The 17,547-nt window shown below is 62.0% G+C and carries 17 protein-coding genes; 10 read left to right on the top strand and 7 right to left on the bottom strand.

From position 1 onward, the window contains the following. Positions 1-83 precede the first annotated feature (83 nt). The 3 genes from ACQUTG_RS04220 to ACQUTG_RS04210 are packed head-to-tail and all read right to left on the bottom strand — an operon-like array spanning position 84 to position 2,572. Positions 84-842 carry a molecular chaperone DjlA gene (locus ACQUTG_RS04220; RefSeq protein ID WP_428918179.1) on the bottom strand — a complete coding sequence of 253 codons (759 nt, stop codon included), beginning with the start codon at positions 840-842 and terminating at the stop codon, positions 84-86. Between the two features lie 6 nt (positions 843-848). Continuing rightward, positions 849-1,529, bottom strand: a complete 681-nt coding sequence (murU, locus tag ACQUTG_RS04215) for an N-acetylmuramate alpha-1-phosphate uridylyltransferase MurU (protein ID WP_428918178.1) — start codon at positions 1,527-1,529, stop codon at positions 849-851. Further along, positions 1,526-2,572: an aminoglycoside phosphotransferase family protein gene (locus ACQUTG_RS04210; RefSeq protein WP_428918177.1), complete on the bottom strand. Its 1,047-nt coding sequence runs from the start codon at positions 2,570-2,572 to the stop codon at positions 1,526-1,528. Before ACQUTG_RS04210 ends, murU begins: the two co-directional genes overlap by 4 nt. Positions 2,573-2,857: 285 nt before the next feature. Here ACQUTG_RS04210 and ACQUTG_RS04205 point away from each other — a divergent pair, with 285 nt between their 5' ends. The 9 genes from ACQUTG_RS04205 (at position 2,858) to slmA (ending at position 11,391) form a co-directional block, all read left to right on the top strand. Then, complete coding sequence (locus ACQUTG_RS04205) at positions 2,858-5,158, top strand: LPS-assembly protein LptD (protein WP_428918462.1); 2,301 nt, start codon at positions 2,858-2,860, stop codon at positions 5,156-5,158. Positions 5,159-5,218: 60 nt separating this feature from the next. Continuing rightward, on the top strand, positions 5,219-6,565 hold the full coding sequence (locus ACQUTG_RS04200; protein ID WP_428918176.1) for a peptidylprolyl isomerase: 1,347 nt from the start codon (positions 5,219-5,221) through the stop codon (positions 6,563-6,565). Next, complete coding sequence (gene pdxA, locus ACQUTG_RS04195) at positions 6,562-7,572, top strand: 4-hydroxythreonine-4-phosphate dehydrogenase PdxA (protein ID WP_428918175.1); 1,011 nt, start codon at positions 6,562-6,564, stop codon at positions 7,570-7,572. Before ACQUTG_RS04200 ends, pdxA begins: the two co-directional genes overlap by 4 nt. Further along, on the top strand, positions 7,569-8,393 hold the full coding sequence (rsmA, locus tag ACQUTG_RS04190) for a 16S rRNA (adenine(1518)-N(6)/adenine(1519)-N(6))-dimethyltransferase RsmA (RefSeq protein ID WP_428918174.1): 825 nt from the start codon (positions 7,569-7,571) through the stop codon (positions 8,391-8,393). The genes pdxA and rsmA overlap by 4 nt, the downstream gene beginning before the upstream one ends. Further along, positions 8,386-9,186, top strand: a complete 801-nt coding sequence (locus ACQUTG_RS04185) for a symmetrical bis(5'-nucleosyl)-tetraphosphatase (RefSeq protein WP_428918173.1) — start codon at positions 8,386-8,388, stop codon at positions 9,184-9,186. Before rsmA ends, ACQUTG_RS04185 begins: the two co-directional genes overlap by 8 nt. Before the next feature lie 73 nt (positions 9,187-9,259). Further along, complete coding sequence (locus ACQUTG_RS04180; RefSeq protein WP_428918461.1) at positions 9,260-9,586, top strand: DUF423 domain-containing protein; 327 nt, start codon at positions 9,260-9,262, stop codon at positions 9,584-9,586. A 24-nt stretch (positions 9,587-9,610) separates the two neighbouring features. Beyond that, positions 9,611-9,811 carry a sulfur carrier protein ThiS gene (gene thiS, locus ACQUTG_RS04175; RefSeq protein ID WP_343812288.1) on the top strand — a complete coding sequence of 67 codons (201 nt, stop codon included), beginning with the start codon at positions 9,611-9,613 and terminating at the stop codon, positions 9,809-9,811. A 72-nt stretch (positions 9,812-9,883) separates the two neighbouring features. Continuing rightward, a complete protein-coding gene (locus tag ACQUTG_RS04170; RefSeq protein ID WP_428918172.1) occupies positions 9,884-10,693 on the top strand; it encodes a thiazole synthase in 810 nt (269 codons plus the stop codon). Positions 10,694-10,803: 110 nt separating this feature from the next. Further along, complete coding sequence (slmA, locus tag ACQUTG_RS04165) at positions 10,804-11,391, top strand: nucleoid occlusion factor SlmA (protein ID WP_428918171.1); 588 nt, start codon at positions 10,804-10,806, stop codon at positions 11,389-11,391. Between the two features lie 208 nt (positions 11,392-11,599). Here the strand turns inward: slmA and ACQUTG_RS04160 are convergent, their stop codons facing one another. The 4 genes from ACQUTG_RS04160 to ACQUTG_RS04145 all read right to left on the bottom strand — a co-directional run bounded on the left by ACQUTG_RS04160 (position 11,600) and on the right by ACQUTG_RS04145 (position 15,631). Next, positions 11,600-12,424, bottom strand: a complete 825-nt coding sequence (locus tag ACQUTG_RS04160; RefSeq protein WP_428918170.1) for an inositol monophosphatase family protein — start codon at positions 12,422-12,424, stop codon at positions 11,600-11,602. Between the two features lie 51 nt (positions 12,425-12,475). Further along, the gene (locus tag ACQUTG_RS04155) at positions 12,476-13,771 is read right to left on the bottom strand and encodes a pyridoxal phosphate-dependent aminotransferase (protein WP_428918169.1); all 1,296 of its coding nucleotides are present in this window, start codon (positions 13,769-13,771) and stop codon (positions 12,476-12,478) included. 112 nt (positions 13,772-13,883) lie between these two features. Then, entirely contained in the window at positions 13,884-15,212 is a 1,329-nt protein-coding gene (locus ACQUTG_RS04150) for a substrate-binding domain-containing protein (protein WP_428918168.1), read from the bottom strand. Between the two features lie 107 nt (positions 15,213-15,319). Continuing rightward, on the bottom strand, positions 15,320-15,631 hold the full coding sequence (locus tag ACQUTG_RS04145) for a DUF3301 domain-containing protein (RefSeq protein ID WP_428918167.1): 312 nt from the start codon (positions 15,629-15,631) through the stop codon (positions 15,320-15,322). 208 nt (positions 15,632-15,839) lie between these two features. Here ACQUTG_RS04145 and ACQUTG_RS04140 point away from each other — a divergent pair, with 208 nt between their 5' ends. After that, positions 15,840-17,543 (top strand): putative bifunctional diguanylate cyclase/phosphodiesterase, encoded by a 1,704-nt coding sequence (locus tag ACQUTG_RS04140; protein WP_428918166.1) that lies wholly within the window; start codon positions 15,840-15,842, stop codon positions 17,541-17,543. Positions 17,544-17,547: the final 4 nt, after the last annotated feature.

Raw genomic sequence — 17,547 nt, 5'->3', positions numbered from 1 at the left:
TGGACCGGTGTTTTCGCCGCCGAAAGATCCGCACCTGTGCGTAGGAGTGCCGGCCATCGATGCCCTGATGGCCGGGTTTGGCTTCAAGCCGAGTGGTTCCGCTGCTTGATCAGCTCCCAGGCTTGCTGGTAACGCAACAGCTGCTCCTTGGCGATGGCCAGTTCCCGGGGGGACAGCCCCTTCTGGGACAGTTTATCCGGGTGGCATTCCGAAACCTTGCGACGATAGGCACGTTTGATCAGGGCCAGGGAGTCGCGGCGGGCGACACCCAGTAACTGGCAGGCCTGGTCATAGGTTTCCGGGCGGGAGGGCATGTCGGCCGCCCGGACCCAGACCTTGCTGGCGTAACTCTCCAGAATGTGATCGCCAACGCCCACCGGCAAGCCCATCTGGTCGATGGCGTCTTCACAGCGGTAACGTCGGGGCTTGCCGGGCGGCCCCTGGATCTGCGCCGCATGGCACAAGCAGATGGCGACGGTCAGCGCCGGGGCGGGCCAGAGTCGGCGGGTAAGGCGCAGTGACAGCCCTCTCAATGGCGGAAGCTCTTCCGCTTTCTTGCCATGCTGGAACCACTGGATCGCCCGCTGGCGCTGGCGCCCGGAAAGGTTCAGTGCCCGGATCAGCGCCTCGGCATTGGTGATGTCAGCCTCGGTGACCCGGCCATCTGACCGGGCGATATAGCCGAGAAAATAGAACAGCGGGCGACGGCACCATCCTGGCAGCCGGACCCGCTCAACAAAGGTGGCAGCCTGGTGCCCGCAGGCGGACAGTTCCCGGAGCAGGCTGGTGAACTCGGCCTGTAGGTGGGGCGGGAATGTCGGGCTGCCGGTGCTTTTTGGCATGGTGCGTCAGGCCTCGCGCGCCGACAGCCGGCGGTCCAGTTCCCGAAGGCGCTCCGGCGTTCCCACATCGACCCAGCCGCCGCCGTGGTAACGCCCGGCAACCCGGCCCCGGGCCATCGCACGGCGCAGAATCGGCCCCAGTTTTCCCGCGTTATCGTCGAGGCCGGCAAACAGGCGGCGATGCAGCAGGCTGATGCCGGTGAAGGTCAGTTTGCGGGGGCCGTCACTGGCCAGTTCACCGGACTCCGTCAGGTGAAAATCACCTTCGGGATGGTGAGGGCGGTTATCGGTGACGACCAGCACCGCATCCCGGTCCGGGTCCGGTTCCAACACGGCTAGGGGAAAGTCGGTCCAGATATCGCCATTGATGACCAGGAACCAGTCCGAACCGGAGGCCGTGAGCAGGGGCAGGGCCCGGATAATGCCTCCGGCGGTTTCCAATGGTTCGCCCTCGCGGGAGTATTCCAGGGACAGCCCGAAGCGCTCACCCGTGCCCAGGGTGTACTCGATCTGGTCGCCCAGCCAGGCATGGTTGATCACCACTTCCCGGAACCCGGCTCGCTGCAGGTGTTCCAGGTGATGCACGATCAGAGGCTTGCCGCCGGCGCTGAGCAGGGGCTTGGGGGTGGTCAGGGTCAGCGGGCGCATACGTTCACCCCTGCCAGCGGCCAGAATCATCGCTTTCACAGCGGGGTGTCCTCCAGTGCCGGCGCCGGGCCGATTCTCTCTTCGATCAGAGGCATGACCGTGTCCGCCAGCCACTCATGGAAGTGGCGCAGGGCCGGCTGACGGGCGCTGGCGCGGATCAGGTAGTTAACGGTGCGGGGAATGTCACCCAGATAGCCCTGTTTGCCGTCACGGATGGCCAGACGAGCAAAGATACCGGCGGCCTTCAGGTGCCGCTGCATACCCATCAGCTCAAACCATTGCCGGAAGGTATCGGGATCGGCGTGGTGCAGACCCTTCTCCAGAGAGGCCTGTCGGAAAGACTCCAGCCACTGGCTCAACCGCTCCTCCGGCCAGGAGATGTAGCAGTCCTTGAGCAGCGATACCGCGTCATAAGTGACCGGGCCTGTAACGGCGTCCTGGAAGTCGATAACGCCTGGCCGACCGATTCCCGGCCGGATCAGCAGGTTCCGGGAGTGATAGTCCCGATGTACCGTCACTTCCGGCTGCGCCAGTGCGCTTTCCCGGAGAAAGGCAAAGGTGGTTTCGAGCAGGCAACGGGCTCCATTATCCAGCTCCATGCCCAGGTGACGTTCCAGCAACCAGTCCGGGAACAGGGCCATCTCCCGGTCCAGGAGAGTGGCATCGTAGGGCGGCAACGGGTAGTCCGGAGGGGCGGGCAGTTGCTGGATTGCAATCAGCTCTTCCAGGGCTTCCCGGTAGAGTGCATCGGCGTTGCCTTCAGTCAGTCCGGCCAGCATCAGCTGGTCGCCAAAGTCCTCCAGGAGCAGAAAGCCCTGCTCGAGGTCCTCCGCTTCAATGGCCGGCACCGCTACGCCGTGACGGTGCCAGTGCCGGGCGATGGCCAGGAACGGAACGCAATCTTCATGTTCGGGGGGCGCATCCATGACAATGAATGGAATCTGCTCGCCGCTGTGCTGTCGGCGCCATACCCGGAAATAACGGCGGAAGCTGGCATCTCCGGAGACGGGTTCCGCCTCGGCATGCTCGAAACCGGAAAACTGCCTGACCCAGCGGGTCAGTGACTGCTGGCGCGTGTCCATAGGGGTGGTTGATTGTCCCGACATATTTGTTGGCATTGATTTCGAAAGTTAGCAGAGGAGTATAAAGGGGGTAAAACGGTTTTACAGCGGAGTTTCCGTTAACAAGCTGCAAGGGCCCGTGTAAACTAGGCGGCTCGAATTCAGGCCCCGAAATCCACTTTCCGGAACAGGAATCCTGCCACCGTGCAATCCGCCATCTGCTGTCCGAAGCGACCGGTCCGCCGGTTGTCTGGCCGGATCCGTCGGATTTCCGGCGCGGCCCTGGCTACCCTGTCGGGATTGGTCCTGGCTGTGCCGGCCGGAGCTCAGGGCGGCACATCACCTTCGGCAGCGGAGATCGATTGGCGCCCCCGGGCCGAGCTGCCCGCCGGGGTTCGGGACCGGTTGCCGGTGTTCTGTGAGGGTGGCTACCTTCCCTCCGGCACCGGAGGTGTGGGTTCTACCTTCTCGGGGCAGGGCGCGGACGCTGGGGAGCCATTGGAGGCCAGTGGCCTGAACGCTCGTTACGAGATTGACCGGGAGCTCTATCTGCAGGGTGATGTCCGGATTCGCCAGGGTGGTTTCGAGGTCACCGGCTCGGAGGCCCGGTACGACCAGCAGGCAGGATCGGTTTCGGTCAGCGGCCCACTGGTGAGCCGGGGCAACGGATTCCTGCTCACGGGTGAGTCTGCAGACTACAGCCTCGAGAGCGGGCGCTTTGATATAGAGACTGCGACCTTCCTGCTGCACGGTCCGGAAATGCGGGGCAATGCCTCCAGTCTGTCCCGAATCTCCGAAAACCAGGTGCAGATCCGCGATGGCCTGCTGACCACCTGTGGTCCCCGGCAGAATGACTGGGCGATCGTGGCGTCGGATATCAAGCTGGACCGGGCCGAGGGTTTTGGCACCGCAAGGCATGTTCGCCTGGAAGTGCTGGATGTTCCGGTGTTCTACTGGCCCTGGGCCAGCTTCCCCATCGATGACCGCCGCAAGACCGGTTTTCTCTACCCGCAGTTCGGATCGTCCAGTGCCGGCAGCGGTGCCTTCCTGGCGGTGCCTTATTACCTGAACCTGGCACCCCACTACGATGCCACACTGACCCCTCAGTACATCCATGGCCGGGGTCTGTTCAACGAGGCGGAAGGCCGCTACCTGAGCCGCTTTGGCGAGAGCGTGCTGCAGGTGGGCTACATCAACCAGGATTCCACCTTCCGGGATGAAAATCCCGGCGAGAGCGGCGAGCGCTGGGCACTGGACGCCAGTACCCGGGCCAGGTTTGGTCAGGGTTGGACCGGCTACGGGGATTATTCGGTGGTGAGCGACAATGACTACCTGACTGACCTCAACCGCAGCCTGGAGATCAACCAGGCGACTCATCTCCGGCGCCGGGGCGGCGTGCGTTATCGCAGCGCCAACCAGTACTTCGAGACCTACCTGAACGATTATCAGACCATCAGCGAATTTATCGCGGATCAAGACAAACCCTACGCCCAGCTGCCGGAAGTGCTGTATGGCGGAACCACCGAGGCCGGCTGGTTGGAGGCCGGGCTGGAGAGCCAGTACACCTGGTTCTACCGGGACAACGACAACCTGACCGGCCTCGATCGGGCCAACGGGCAGCGCTTCCGCGCGGTGCCGGAGCTGGCGGTGCCGTTGCGTGCACTCTGGGGCTTCAGTCGCCCCTCCGTGAGCGTTGATTACACCCGGTACGAACTCGAGGATTACAGTCTCGGTGATGGCAGTTTTGATCGTACCGTTCCGGTGGCAGAGTGGGATAACGGTCTGTATTTTGACCGCCGCTCGGAATTGTTCGGCCTGCCATACAACCAGAGCCTCGAACCACGACTGTATTACGCCTGGGCAGATGCCGACGCGGATCAGAATGACATCCCGGATTTCGATACATCGATCAAGAGTTTCCGGTTCGATCAACTGTTCGAACCAGACCGTTTCAGCGGCGGGGACCGGGTGGGCGATACCAACCAGTTGACCGTGGCCCTGACCAGCCGCTTCAATGACTTGATCACCGGGGCGGAAAGGGCGCGGGTCAGCATTGGCCAGGTGCAATACTTCCAGGACCGGGAGGTGACCCTGTTTGGTGCCGGAGGCAGTACCCGGAGCCGCTCGCCACTGGCCGGGGAGCTGGTGCTCAGTCCCCTCGATACCCTGGAAATCCGGTCCTCCGGCCTGTGGGATCCGGATACCGGCGAGACCGAGGAAGGCCGCAGTCAGCTCACCTTCCACTCGGAAGATTACCGATACCTGGCCAGCCTTGGGCATACCTACAGCAAGGATGAACTGGAACAGTCGGATATTGCAGCGGTTGTTCCGGTCTCAGACCGTGTTAGCCTGATCGGCCGGTGGGTTTACGATTCCGACCTTGACCGGACAGTGGGATCACTTGCCGGGCTTGAATACAACAACTGCTGCTGGAGCGTCCAGGTGGTGCATCAGAACTATCTGACCGACGACCAGCAACTGGATACCCGCCTCCTGTTCCAGATCCAGCTCAAGGGCCTGGGCGGCAGTGGCGGTGCCTCGGCCCGGATTTCCGAGGCGATATACGGGTTTGATGAAAGGGAGCGCCGGCGTTTCGGAACTCCCTGAGCCTTGGCCGGACCAAGACCGCAGGCCAACGGTGTACACCATTTTTGATACGAGGTGATTATGAAGGCGACCTTTCGCCAGGGTGTGACAACCTTTCTGATGTTCCTGATGCTGGCGCTCTCTGTGTCGGCCCAGGCCGAGCGCAAACTGCTGGACCAGGTTGTCGCCATCGTCGACGACGGCGTGATCCTGCAGACCGAGCTGGAAGCCCGGATCAATACCATTATCAGCCGTCTGCAGGCCCAGGGGACCGGCCTGCCACCCCGGGACGTGCTGGAGCAGCGAGTGCTGGAACAGCTGATCACCGAGTCCATCCAGTTGCAGATGGCCGACAAGATGGGCATGCGCATCAGCGACAACGAGCTGAACGAAACCATGGACAACATTGCCCGCCAGAACAACATGACCCGGGCCGAGTTCGAGCAGCAACTGGCCGCGGAAGGCGTGAGTTATCGCCAGGCCCGGGAGCAGATCCGCAACGAGATGCTCACCAGCCGTGTCCAGCAGCGACAGGTGGGTAACCGGGTGCGGGTGACTGACCGGGAGGTGGAAAACTACCTGCAGACTCTGGAGGCCCAGGGCGGCAATACAGCCGAGTATCGGCTTGCCTATATCTTCATCGAAGTGGATGACCCGACCAGTGAGGCTTCGGTCGAGGCGGCTCGCACCAAGGCGCAGAATCTGCGCCAGCAGATTGTTGATGGCCGGGATTTCCGGGAAGTGGCCGTCGCCGAGTCAGACGCCAGTAACGCCCTGGAAGGCGGTGACATGGGGTGGCGGACCGAGAGCCAGCTGCCTTCGCTGGTCGCCCCTGTGGTGCCGGGGCTGGCGCCCGGCGAGCCGTCCCCGGTGCTGGAGAATAACAGTGGGTTCCACCTGGTCATGGTCATGGACAAACGCGGCGGCGAGCAGAAGCAGCTGGTACGCCAGCACAAAGTCCGCCATATCCTGGTGCGGCCGTCGGAGGCCCGTACCGATGCCGAAGCAGAGGCCAGGATCCGTGATCTGTACCAGCAACTTCAGGACGGCGCGGATTTCGCCGAACTGGCCAAAGAATACTCGGATGATCCGGTGTCCGGCTCCGATGGTGGCAACCTGGGCTGGGTGAGCCGGGGGCAGATGGTGCCGGCGTTCGAGCAGGCGATGCTCGAGGCCGACCTTGGTGAACTCAAGGGGCCGTTCCGTTCCCGGTTCGGCTGGCACATCCTGCAGGTACAGGAACGCCGGGAGAAGGACGTGACCGGTGAGGCCCGGGAATCCGATGCCCGCCAGGCCATCTATCGCCGCAAATTCGAGACCGAATTGCAGAACTGGCTCCGGGAAATCCGGGACGAGGCCTTTATCGAGTTCAAGGGCGAGTTCGCGGATGAAAGTCAGGCCGATGCGGAGGCAGGCACGTCGTCATGAGTGAACCGGTGATCCTGGCACTGACCGCGGGTGAACCCGCCGGTATCGGTCCCGAGCTGTGTCTTCAGCTGGCTCTGGAACCACGCGGGGCTGGTATCGTGGTCGTCGCCAGCGAGGCGCTGTTGGCCGAGCGCGCGCGGATGCTGGGTGTCAAGGTGGAACTCCATGCCTGGCAGCCGGGAACACCGCCCCGGATGGAACCGGGCCACCTGTCGGTGTGGCCGGTGGAGGGCTGCCAGAACCTGGCCGCCGGCAAGGCCGACCCCGCCAACAGTCGCTATGTCCTGAATACGTTGGAGATTGCTGCCCGCGCCTGCCTGAACGGTGAGGTGGATGGCATGGTCACCGCGCCGGTGCACAAGGGCGTGATCAACGAGGCCGGTATCGCCTTCAGCGGCCATACCGAGTTCCTGCAGGAACTGTGTGGCGTGGAGCGGGTGGTGATGATGCTCGCCACCGACGAGTTGCGGGTGGCGCTGGTCACCACCCATCTGCCGCTCCGGGATGTGGCCGATGCCATCACGCCCGAACGTCTGAGCCAGGTGACCCGCATCCTGAATGCGGACCTCAAGACCTTCTTCGGCATTGGCGAACCGCGGATCCTGGTGGCGGGGCTCAACCCCCACGCCGGGGAGGGTGGCCACCTGGGCCGGGAGGAGATCGAGGTGATTGAGCCCACCCTCGAGAAATTGCGGGGCGAGGGCATCAACCTGACCGGGCCGCTGCCGGCGGACACCCTGTTCACGCCACACTGGCTGGATGACGCCGATGCGGTGCTGGCCATGTACCATGACCAGGGCTTGCCGGTGCTCAAGTTCCAGGGCTTCGGCCGGGCGGTGAACATTACCCTGGGCCTGCCCATTGTCCGCACCTCGGTCGACCATGGCACGGCACTGGATCTGGCAGGGACCGGCAAGGCTGACGCCGGTAGCCTGCACACCGCTATCCGCGTGGGTGAACACATGGCACGGTGCCGGAAGGCGGCGAAACAAGAGAGCGAGTCGTGAGTCAGAAAGGCGGCCATCAGGCCAGAAAACGGTTTGGACAGAATTTCCTGCATGATCCGGGCGTGATCGAGCGCATCGTGCGCGCCATCAACCCCAGGCCGGAGGATGCTATCGTCGAGATCGGTCCCGGGCTGGGCGCCCTGACCGAGGAAATCCTGGCGATCAATCCCCGCCTGCAGGTGGTGGAGCTGGACCGGGACCTGATCCCGGTGTTGCGTACCAAGTTTTTCAATTATCCGGAATTCCGAATCCACGAGGCGGACGCGCTGAAATTCGACTTCCGCCAGCTGGTGGAGGACCGGCCCCTGCGGATCATCGGCAACCTGCCATACAATATTTCCACACCGCTGATCTTCCACCTGCTCGGCCAGGCCGGCGTGGTGCAGGACATGCACTTCATGTTGCAGAAGGAAGTGGTGCAGCGGCTGGCGGCGGTACCCGGAGACAACAACTACGGCCGGCTGGGCATCATGGCCCAGTATTTCTGCAAGGTGCAGCCGCTGTTTGAGGTAGGCCCTGGAGCCTTCAAGCCGGCACCGAAAGTCGATTCCGCCATTGTCCGTCTGGTGCCTCACGAAACGCTGCCGCATCCGGCCAGGGACCTGGCGACCCTGCAGGCGGTGGTCCGAACGGCATTCAGCGCCCGGCGCAAGACCCTGCGCAAGGCCCTCGGTGGCATGATCAGCGCCGGGCAACTGCAGAGCCTGGGCATCGATGACGGGCTGCGACCGGAAAACCTCGGCCTGGCGGACTACGTACACATTGCCGACTTTCTCGTTGACCAAAAATCCGGAACCGGCGATGAGGTAAGTAATGACTGACTATGCCATCGGCGATATCCAGGGCTGCTATGAACGTTTGCGGGATGTTCTGGTCAAGGTGGACTTCTCGCCCTCCCGCGACCGTTTGTGGGTGGCCGGTGATCTGATTAACCGGGGGCCGTCCTCACTCGAGACCCTGCGGTATATCGAGAGCCTGGGCGACAGCGCGGTGGTGGTCCTGGGTAACCACGACCTGCACCTGCTGGCGGTGGCGCTTGGCGGCCATGCGCCAAAACGCAAGGATACCCTCCACGATATCCTGGACGCCCCGGATTGTGACCGGTTGCTGCAGTGGCTGCGTCAGCAGAATTTCTGTGTTTACGACCAGAAACGCAATGTCGTTATGGCTCACGCCGGGATTCCCCACATCTGGAGTGTGGAGGACGCGGTCAGCTATGCCCGGGAAGTCGAGGCAGTGATCCGCAGCGATCAGGCGGAGTATTACTTTACCTACATGTACGGCAATGAACCCGAGCGTTGGGATTCCGGTCTTACCGGTATGGACCGCTGGCGGATGATCACCAACTATTTCACCCGGATGCGTTTTATTGCCGAGGACGGCACCCTGGAGCTGGCGACCAAGGAGTCCGCAGGCAATGCTCCCGAGGGCTTTGCGCCCTGGTTCCGATTCCCGAGGCAGGACGATGTCCGGGTCATTTTCGGGCACTGGGCGGCGCTGGAGGGTAATACCGGCAGCGACAGGTTCATCGGCCTGGACACCGGCTGTGTCTGGGGCGGTGTGCTGACCGTAATGAACCTGGACACCGGAGAGAAAATCCACTGTGACTGCTGAAGCATCCCAAACGACGGGCCCGGTGTTGCGCTGGCCGCTGATTGCCGGAGCCCTGTTCGCTCTGCTGGCAGTCATGGCCGGAGCGTTCGGCGCCCATGGCCTGCGCGGGATGGTGAGTGACCGGGCCCTGGAAGTGTTCCAGACAGCCGTGACTTACCAGATGAACCATGCCCTGGCATTGGTTCTGGTTGCCGTACTGGCGGGTTTCGGCCTGTGCCGGCGTTTGCTGGGAATTGCGGCCGGGTTTTACCTGGCGGGCATCCTGATGTTCAGTGGCAGCCTGTACCTGCTGGTGTTCACCGGCTATCACTGGCTGGGCCCGGTGACCCCGCTGGGTGGTGTATGCTTCATGATTGGCTGGGGGCTGCTGGTTACTGCAGGCCTCCGGCGCCAAGGCTGAATCAATGCGAGGTTTGACAGCGACATGCAGGTAGAAGTAAACGGCGATGCGATGGAGCTCCCGGACGGCGCGACCGTCTCCGTTCTGATTGAATCCCTGGCCCTGACCGGCAAGCGGCTGGCGGTGGAAGTCAACGAGGATATCGTGCCCCGCAGCCAGCACCCGGAATTCACCCTGAACCCCGGCGACCGAGTCGAAGTGGTTCATGCCATCGGCGGTGGCTGACGCAATTCTCTGCAAGCGTTACAGGCGGCCACCGCCGCATCCTGATTGTAAATCCAGACTACCGGAAAGGTTATGACCGAAACTCCTGAAGTTCAGCTTCCCGAAGACAAGCCCCTGGAAATTGCCGGCCGTGTCTACCAGTCCCGACTGCTGGTGGGCACCGGCAAATACCGGGACATGATGGAAACCGGCCACGCCATCGAGGCCAGCGGCGCCGAGATCGTCACCGTCGCCGTACGCCGCACCAACCTGGGCCAGAACCCGGACGAACCCAACCTGTTGGATGTCATCTCCCCGGAGAGCTACACCATCCTGCCCAACACCGCCGGTTGCTTTACCGCCAAGGATGCAGTGCGCACCTGCAAGCTGGCCCGCGAGTTGCTGGACGGCCACGACCTGGTCAAGCTGGAAGTGCTCGGTGAGGAAAAGACCCTTTACCCGAACATGACCGAAACCCTGGTAGCGGCAGAAGAGTTGATCAAGGACGGCTTCAAGGTCATGGTCTACTGCTCCGACGACCCGCTGCTGGCCAAGCGCCTGGAGGAGATGGGCTGTGTGGCCATCATGCCCCTGGGCGCCCCGATCGGTTCCGGCCTGGGCATCCAGAACCGCTACAACATCAGGCTGATCGTCGAGAATGCCCGCGTGCCGGTGCTGGTGGATGCCGGCGTGGGTACTGCCTCCGATGCCACCATCGCCATGGAACTGGGTTGCGACGGGGTGTTGATGAATACCGCCATCGCCCAGGCCAAAGACCCCATCAAGATGGCCAATGCCATGCGTCTGGCCATCGAAGCAGGCCGCGAGGCCTACCTTGCCGGTCGCATGCCCAAGAAGATGTATGCCAGTGCGTCCTCGCCGATTGATGGTACGTTTTTCTGAGAGTGAAAGTGGGGTCAGATGAAGGCCTTCATCTGACCCCGGGGTTCTGACCCCATGTTCAACAAGACGTCGATCATAAAAACCAAAACTCAGAGCGCTGTAGTCCTGTCATGACCGATCAGAAACCGAGTCGCCGCGAGGCGATCCTTCACGCCCTGGTGGAACTGCTGGAAACCGATCCGGGGGCCCGCATCACCACCGCCGGCCTGGCCCGCACCGTGGGGGTAACCGAAGCCGCCCTCTACCGCCATTTCCCCAGCAAGCGGAAAATGTTCGAAGCCCTCATCGAGTTTGCCGAGGAAGCGGTATTCTCCCGTTGCCAGGTGATCCTGCAGGAGCAGGACGATGTGCGTAATAGATTGCAGCAGCTGGTGCACCTGGTCCTGGTGTTCGCCGAGCGCAATCCCGGCCTTTGCTGTGTGCTTACGGGTGACGCCCTGATGGGGGAAAACGAATCCCTTCGAAAGCGTGCGTCCCAGTTCTTCGAGCGCCTGGAGACTCAGGTACGGCAGGCTCTGAAGGAAGGCGAGATCCGTCAGGGGCTTCGGCCACGGACCAGTGCTGCCCGGGGTGCCGACTTTGTCATGGTGTTTGTGGAAGGCCGCGTCCAGCGGTTCGTCCGATCTTCGTTTTCCCGGTTGCCGTCCGCCGATTTCGAGGAGAGTTGGGGGCTGGTTTCCGAGGGCGTCTGGGGCTGATCTTGGGAGTTGCTTTCTATTTGGTAGCCTGATGGTTCTGGTGCAGGGGAACGGTGGGATGGCTCTGCACAGAACCGCTACGAGCACGTCCATGTGCGCTTGACTCCGGCCATCCCTGGCCTCCGACATTCCGGGAAAGGGATGCCCACATCGGGCCAGCCCGCAAAAACAGCAGGCTGGGAAACCAGCTGAAGGTCAAACCAGAAACTCAGTGATACCCCGAGGCAGACCGGAGAATGGAGCGAACCTGCTCCCAGACTACAGGCGCCGAAATCAGGATGTCCCGGCCCCAGAGGTCGGCCGGATAACCCGCCGGTACCTCACCGAAATGCCCCGCCGTGGCGCCAGCCTCCTTGGCGATCAGGCGCGCCGCCGCAAAGTCCCAGGGGCTGACGTTTTCGTAGTAAATATCCAGACGGCCACAGGCCACCCAGCAGATATCCAGGGCGGCCGAGCCGATGCGGCGCAGGTCCCGGCACTGGTGGATCATGGCATCGAGGCGGCGGACCAGGGGGTCCAGGTTGTCCTTGTCGTAGGGAAAGCCGGTGGCGAACAGGGACTGGCGGGGCTCGGTGGCGCCGCTGTGTTTGATCGGATTGCCGTTGAGGGTAGCGCCCTCGCCCCTGGTGGCTCGGAAAGTCTCGCCGGGGAAGGGCGCGTGGACCACGCCGGCCTGGACTTCACCCTGTTCAGCGTAGGCAATGGAGACTGCGACCTGGGGGTGGCCATAGGCGTAATTCACGGTGCCGTCGATCGGGTCCACGATCCACAGGGGCGTGTCCAGTTCTTCCGCCTGGGACAGGTCCGGCATGGTTTCTTCAGACAGGATACGATGGTCCGGGAAGCGTTTGCGGATGGTACCGGTAATGAACTCATCGGCCATCACGTCGGCGTGGGTGACCAGTTCGGTCTGGTGCTTGTAGTCGGTGCGGAGGGTGTTGTCTTCCCGCTCCCGACGGATCAGCTCCCCGGCTTCACGGGCCAGGGTCTCGGCAAAATCGGTGATATCGCGAAGGGAAACGGAATCAGACATGGCGCCCTCATTGGTCTCATGGAGTGAGGGCGCCAGTCTAACACGACGGCGTTACAGGCTCTGCAGCCAGCGCTCCATCTTGTCCATGGCCAGGACCAGGCGTGGGCAGGCCTGTTTGACGAAGGTGTCGTCCAGTTCCTGCTCGGCATAATCGCCACCAGCCAGCGCCAGGGCATCACCACCATCGAAGTCGACGAAGGCCAGGCGGGCTCCCAGGTGATCCGGCACAAAGCCGAAATCGCTGGACGGCAGGATCGCCACACCGGTGTTCTCCAGCAGCGCAGTGCAGAAGGCCTGGGACGTCTTGATGTCCTTGCGGGCCAGCTGCTCGCGGAAGTTGGAGAAGTCCGGGAACAGGTAGAACGCACCTTCGGGCTTCTGCACCACGGCGCCCATCTCGCTCAGGCGCCGGTGCATGTATTCGCCCACGACTTTCAGCACACGACGGGATTGCTTCAGGTACTCGTCGATATCCTCACCACCCTGGAACGCTGCAATGGCGGCATGCTGGATCGGCGCGCTGGTGGCGGTGTAGGTCTCACTGGCGATGATCGCCATGGCATCCTGCAGCGGGCGCAGCTCGGGCGGGAAGATGAAGGTGCCCAGGCGCCAGCCGCCGGCACCGGCCCACTTGGACAGGCCAGTGCTGATGATGGTGCCTTCCGGGTAGTACCGGGCAATGGACTTGTGCTTGCCTTCGAAGTTCACTTCCCCGTAGATCTCGTCCGAGAGCAGGATCAGCTTGTACTTGCGGGCCACGTTGGCGATCGCCAGCAGCTGGTCGTCGGTGTAGGTGCAACCGGTCGGGTTGGACGGGTAGTTGAGGATCAGGATGCGCGGGCGCGACGGGTCGTCCCGGCAGATGATGTCCAGTTCCTCGGCGGTCAGCTGCCAGTTGTTCTCGGCGTGGGTCGGCAGCCAGTGTACCGAACGGCCGATGATCCGGGCCTGGGGCGCGTAGGAAACCCAGCTCGGGCGAGGGATCAGCAGGTCACCGTAGTAGGCCAGCTGGAGCATGAAAAGCAGTTCCTTGGAGCCCGGGCCGATCAGGACGTCTTCCCAGGTGCAGCGCATGCGCTCATTGCGGTTGATATAGCCGGCGATGGCTTCGCGCAGACCCTTGAGGCCTTTCACCGGCAAGTAGTCTTTCTCGTGGGCGTGCGCCTTCAGTGCATCCACCACGCGATCGGGAACCGGGAACGGGGATTGCCCCAGGCCGAGCTTGATGATGTCTTTTCCTTCGGAACGGAGCTGGTTGCTCAGCTCGTTGATGCGGAGGGTGGCGGAGGGCTGAATGCCCCGGACGTTCAGGTTAATCGCGTATCGGTGGTCTGTTTGGATGTCCATTGTTCCGTTCTGTTGGTTGGAAATGACCAGCACAGTATAGGAAACCCAAACATATCTGTGACGCCCACGCGGATAGGTGATTGCCGAAGATCCGGGGCTTTCTTTGGTCTAATCAGCCCTCCCGGGGGGAATGGATCCAGACCTCAACCCGGCCGTTGCGCTGGCTGCCCCGGCCGCCGACGGGCATGTAGTGGCCATAACCGGTATAGGCCACATCCCTGATGCCCACTTCGTTGAGTGCCTTGCGCACTGACAGCGCCCGCAGCTCAGAGATCATCTGGGCCCGGAGTTCGTTGCTCTGCTGGTCGGCGAAGCCAATCAGCATCAGGTCATCCGCGGTCTTGCCGGTCTGATTGAGGTAGTCCCGGACTCGGCGTAAATCCCTCAATGCCTTGTTGTCCAGTTTGGTGCGGCCTTCCGCAAAGCGGAAATTGACGGTCAGACGCTGGTAACGGTCGGTCAGCCGCTGGAAGGAGGCGGGCACTGAGTTGTCGAACACCGGTTTCACTGCTATAGGGTTCTGAGAGATGAAGCCGGATTCGGCCACCAGTTCCTGACCCTCACCGGCCAGTGCAAATTCAACCAGTTCCGAGGCAAGGCTATTCTTGGGTTTGCCCGGGGTGTACATGAACAGCCGGCGAGACAGCGGGTAGTCTTCGCTGGCGACAGTGAGCTGATTCGGCTTGAGTGCGGGGGCATCACCCTCGGAGATAGCCAGCACTTTGCTGCTGCGTACCGAAGCCAGGCCGGCGAAGCCTATGCCGGCCGGATCGCGGCTGACATCGTCGGACAGCTGGTCGTTGGATTCATAACGCTGGGCCGAGGCGGCCAGGGAGTAACGCTTGCCAAGGACCAGGGATTTGAAAGTGTCCCAGGTGCCGGAACGGTCATCCCGGGCATAGAGCTTGATGGGTCGGTCCGGGCCACCAAGCTCGGACCAGTTGCGGATCTGGCCGGCGTAGATTCTGCCGAGGGTGTCAATGCTGAGCTGATTGATCGGATTGGACGGATGCACCAGGATCGCAAGGCCGTCGATGGCAATCACGTGCTCGCTGTCCAGGGTAGTGAGGTCGGCGCGGCTGCGGAACTGTTCGGCTTCCTTCGCTTTGACCGGGCGAGACGATGCCCAGATATCCGCCTTGCCCGCGGCCAGGGCCTTGTAGCCGGTGCTGGAACCGTGGGCAGCGACCAGTACCCGGACCGGTCTGCCGCCGTCGGTGGCCTGGATCACCTTTTCGTTTTCAACTGAAGTGGCTTTTGCAGAAACGGATGAACCGGTGCGCTGTTCGAGGTAGCCGGTCACCAGCATTGGGGCCAGTGTGGCGCCTACCGTGTTGGAACCATGGATCTGCAGGTCGGTAGCCTGTGAGGGAAGGCCCAGCGCAGATAACGCCAGCAGGGCTGCCAGCTTCGTCGGAAAACAGGAGAGCAGTGTTCGCATTCTTACGCCTTCTGGAATTGGATGTTCAGAATGGGGCAGAATGCTACAGAAATATGACAGTCAGGTTTCAGCTCCGTAACTGTTTGTATCAGAACGCGAATCAGGTCTCAGAAACGGTGCGGTTCCAGTTCCATATTGAGGATTCTGGTGCCCAGCATGATCACCCGCCCCGTATAACGCTCCTCACCGGTGGCAGTGAAGTCGAACAGGAAACGGCGCCAGACTCTCAGCCTGCCGTGGTCGTCACGTTTGAACCATAGGCCGCGCAGGTACACCGCATCGTCGAGGAGTTCGACATCCATGGTTTTGCAGTAACGTCGCGCCGCCTGCAACACGAAATCCTTGATGGCCTTCGCCCGCCACCAGTACCAGGCGGCAAAGCAGGCCAGAAAGAGCCAGAACAGGTTATTCAGAGTCACAGTCGGTTATAGTCCCTGAGTGCTGGTCGGGAGGGGTTTCAGGGTACATGATCTCGCCCTGGCTTGAAATTGCCACACCCTATGATGCTTTGGTCGTAAATGCCGGTTGTTCTGCAAAATATGGCTTGGCAGGCGACATTCGGGCGATATGCTTGACGTCCCAACCGATTGGCCACGGCCACGGATATAACAAAAAAGAGAGTCCGCCATGCAAGCAGTACAACAGCAGGACTTCAGGGCCCTGGTGGAGCATCACCCCCGCGCGATCATGCTGTCTACCACCGAGCCGCGCATTGCCTACGTCAATCGTGCCTTCCAGGCCGTCACCGGTTATCGCCATGAGGAGGTGCTCGGCGAGCCACCTTCGGTGCTGAGTTCAGGTCTGCATTCCCAGGAATTCTACCGGGGCATGTGGGAGAGCATCCATACCACCGGACGCTGGGAGGGACTGATCTGGAACCGTCGCAAGAACGGCGAAACCTACCCGCAATGGCTGTCCATCTATCCCGTAATCCAGGGTTCCCGGAAGTTCTATGCCGGCGTGTTCATGGATGTGGGGGATCCGGCTGCCGGGGACGAACGCCTGGCATCCCTGGCCTATTACGATCCGTTGACCGAGCTGCCTAACCGCTCGCTGTTCCAGGAATTCCTGAAAGCCCGGGTGGACCGCCGTCAAGATGCGGGTGGCTGCTTCGGGGTACTGTTCATTGATCTTGATTTCTTCAAATCGATCAACGATCTCCATGGGCATGACTGTGGTGACCGGGTGCTCATGGAAGCGTCCCGTTGTATCCGGAGTACCCTGAGGCGCAACGACGTGCTGGCCCGTTTGTCCGGGGATGAGTTTGCGGCCATTGTCGAGGTCGAGAACGACCTGGAACTCGAGAACGTCGGCGAGCGACTGAACCAGGCGTTCCAGGGTCCGATCCGGGTGGATGGCCGTGAGTATTTCCTTTCGGCGTCTGTGGGCGGTGCCATGTTTCCGGACCACGGGCGAACCAGTGCCGATCTTTTGCAGAATGCGGACCGGGCCATGTATACCGCCAAGGTCGCCGGCCGTGCCTGTTTCCGTCTCTACAGTGCCGTGGAAAGTGAGCAGGGACGACGGGAACAGCGCTTGTCGGAGGCACTGATCGCCGCCCTCAAAACCGCACCGGAGCAGTTCCGGGTGGTCTATCAGCCCCAGTTTGACCTGGCCACGGGGCGAATAGTCGGGCTGGAGGCGCTTTTCCGATGGCTCCATCCGGAGTTTGGCGAGATCTCGCCGGCCGATTTTGTCCCCATCGCGGAACACCGGGGCCACATTCATGATCTGACCGAGCACCTGTTACGGTGCGTCCAGTCGGATCTCGACAGTGCGTCCAAGGCGCAGCTGCCCCACGGCTTGCGCCTGGCCATCAATATTTCCGCCCGGCAGATTACCGATGCGCGTCTGGACCAGGTGCTCGGCCCTTTTTTCGACCGTCTGGCGGCCCTGGGCTGGCGCCCGGAGCTGGAAATCACGGAGACCCACCTGATGAGTCTTTCCGCCCGCTGTCTGCAGCGATTGCGCAGGTTTGGCGAGCAGGGCGTTGGCGTGGCCATCGATGATTTCGGAACCGGCTATTCCTCCCTGGCCTACCTGCACACCCTCCCGGTGCAGGTCCTGAAGGTTGATCGCCAGTTTACCCGGCAGCTGGGAACTGATGCCCGGGACGCGCGGATTGTCTCGGCCATTCTCGGGATTGCCGAGGCCCTGGAGCTGGAAGTGGTGGCCGAAGGAATCGAGAGTGAGGAGCAGCTGGAGAAGTTGCGTGAGCTGCGTTGCCATCGGGGTCAGGGGTATCTGCTGAGCAAACCCTTTGGGTGGGGTCAGGTTGTTGATCTTCTGATTGATGGACATCAATTCCGGTATGATTATGTGGCTTCCTGACCAG

This window comes from Marinobacter sp. DUT-1, from assembly GCF_050379415.1.
GTDB lineage: Bacteria > Pseudomonadota > Gammaproteobacteria > Pseudomonadales > Oleiphilaceae > Marinobacter.
The sequence above is the reverse complement of the archived record's forward strand: the minus strand, read 5'-3'. Positions and strand labels throughout refer to the sequence as shown.

What these genes read in the sequence shown, in the direction of transcription:
- ACQUTG_RS04220 (WP_428918179.1), bottom strand. Translation starts at nt 842, where the DNA reads ATGCCAAAAAGCACCGGCAGCCCGACATTCCCGCCCCACCTACAGGCC.
- ACQUTG_RS04210 (WP_428918177.1), bottom strand. Translation starts at nt 2,572, where the DNA reads ATGGACACGCGCCAGCAGTCACTGACCCGCTGGGTCAGGCAGTTTTCC.
- ACQUTG_RS04200 (WP_428918176.1), top strand. Translation starts at nt 5,219, where the DNA reads ATGAAGGCGACCTTTCGCCAGGGTGTGACAACCTTTCTGATGTTCCTG.
- pdxA (WP_428918175.1), top strand. Translation starts at nt 6,562, where the DNA reads ATGAGTGAACCGGTGATCCTGGCACTGACCGCGGGTGAACCCGCCGGT.
- ACQUTG_RS04185 (WP_428918173.1), top strand. Translation starts at nt 8,386, where the DNA reads ATGACTGACTATGCCATCGGCGATATCCAGGGCTGCTATGAACGTTTG.
- ACQUTG_RS04180 (WP_428918461.1), top strand. Translation starts at nt 9,260, where the DNA reads ATGGCCGGAGCGTTCGGCGCCCATGGCCTGCGCGGGATGGTGAGTGAC.
- thiS (WP_343812288.1), top strand. Translation starts at nt 9,611, where the DNA reads ATGCAGGTAGAAGTAAACGGCGATGCGATGGAGCTCCCGGACGGCGCG.
- ACQUTG_RS04170 (WP_428918172.1), top strand. Translation starts at nt 9,884, where the DNA reads ATGACCGAAACTCCTGAAGTTCAGCTTCCCGAAGACAAGCCCCTGGAA.
- slmA (WP_428918171.1), top strand. Translation starts at nt 10,804, where the DNA reads ATGACCGATCAGAAACCGAGTCGCCGCGAGGCGATCCTTCACGCCCTG.
- ACQUTG_RS04160 (WP_428918170.1), bottom strand. Translation starts at nt 12,424, where the DNA reads ATGTCTGATTCCGTTTCCCTTCGCGATATCACCGATTTTGCCGAGACC.
- ACQUTG_RS04155 (WP_428918169.1), bottom strand. Translation starts at nt 13,771, where the DNA reads ATGGACATCCAAACAGACCACCGATACGCGATTAACCTGAACGTCCGG.
- ACQUTG_RS04150 (WP_428918168.1), bottom strand. Translation starts at nt 15,212, where the DNA reads ATGCGAACACTGCTCTCCTGTTTTCCGACGAAGCTGGCAGCCCTGCTG.
- ACQUTG_RS04140 (WP_428918166.1), top strand. Translation starts at nt 15,840, where the DNA reads ATGCAAGCAGTACAACAGCAGGACTTCAGGGCCCTGGTGGAGCATCAC.